The 368-nt window shown below is 44.8% G+C and carries 1 protein-coding gene; it reads left to right on the top strand.

Going from position 1 to position 368, the window contains the following annotated elements; translation table 11 throughout:
- Positions 1 to 368, top strand: a 368-nt coding sequence (locus tag SORDD05_RS09960) for a hypothetical protein (protein WP_196757208.1), incomplete at both ends; no start/stop codon positions are given.

Here is a 368-nt window from a genome sequence, read left to right as displayed (position 1 = left end):
AGCTTCAGCGTCTGTATCAGCTAGCCAATCAGCAAGCGCATCAGTATCTGCAAGTCAATCAGCTTCAGCATCTGTATCAGCTAGCCAATCAACTAGCGCATCAGTATCTGCAAGTCAATCAACTTCAGCATCAGTATCTGCAAGCCAATCAACTTCAGCATCAGTATCTGCAAGTCAATCAACTTCAGCATCAGTAAGCTCAAGCCAATCAACTTCAGCATCAGTAAGCTCAAGCCAATCAACTTCAGCATCAGTAAGCTCAAGCCAATCAACTTCAGCATCAGTAAGCTCAAGCCAATCAACTTCAGCATCTGTATCAGCTAGCCAATCAGCAAGCGCATCAGTATCTGCAAGTCAATCAGCAAGCG

Origin of the sequence: Streptococcus oralis, assembly GCF_001578705.1 — a bacterium.
In the GTDB taxonomy this organism is placed as follows: domain Bacteria; phylum Bacillota; class Bacilli; order Lactobacillales; family Streptococcaceae; genus Streptococcus; species Streptococcus oralis_J.
This window is presented reverse-complemented; position numbering and strand designations above follow the sequence as displayed.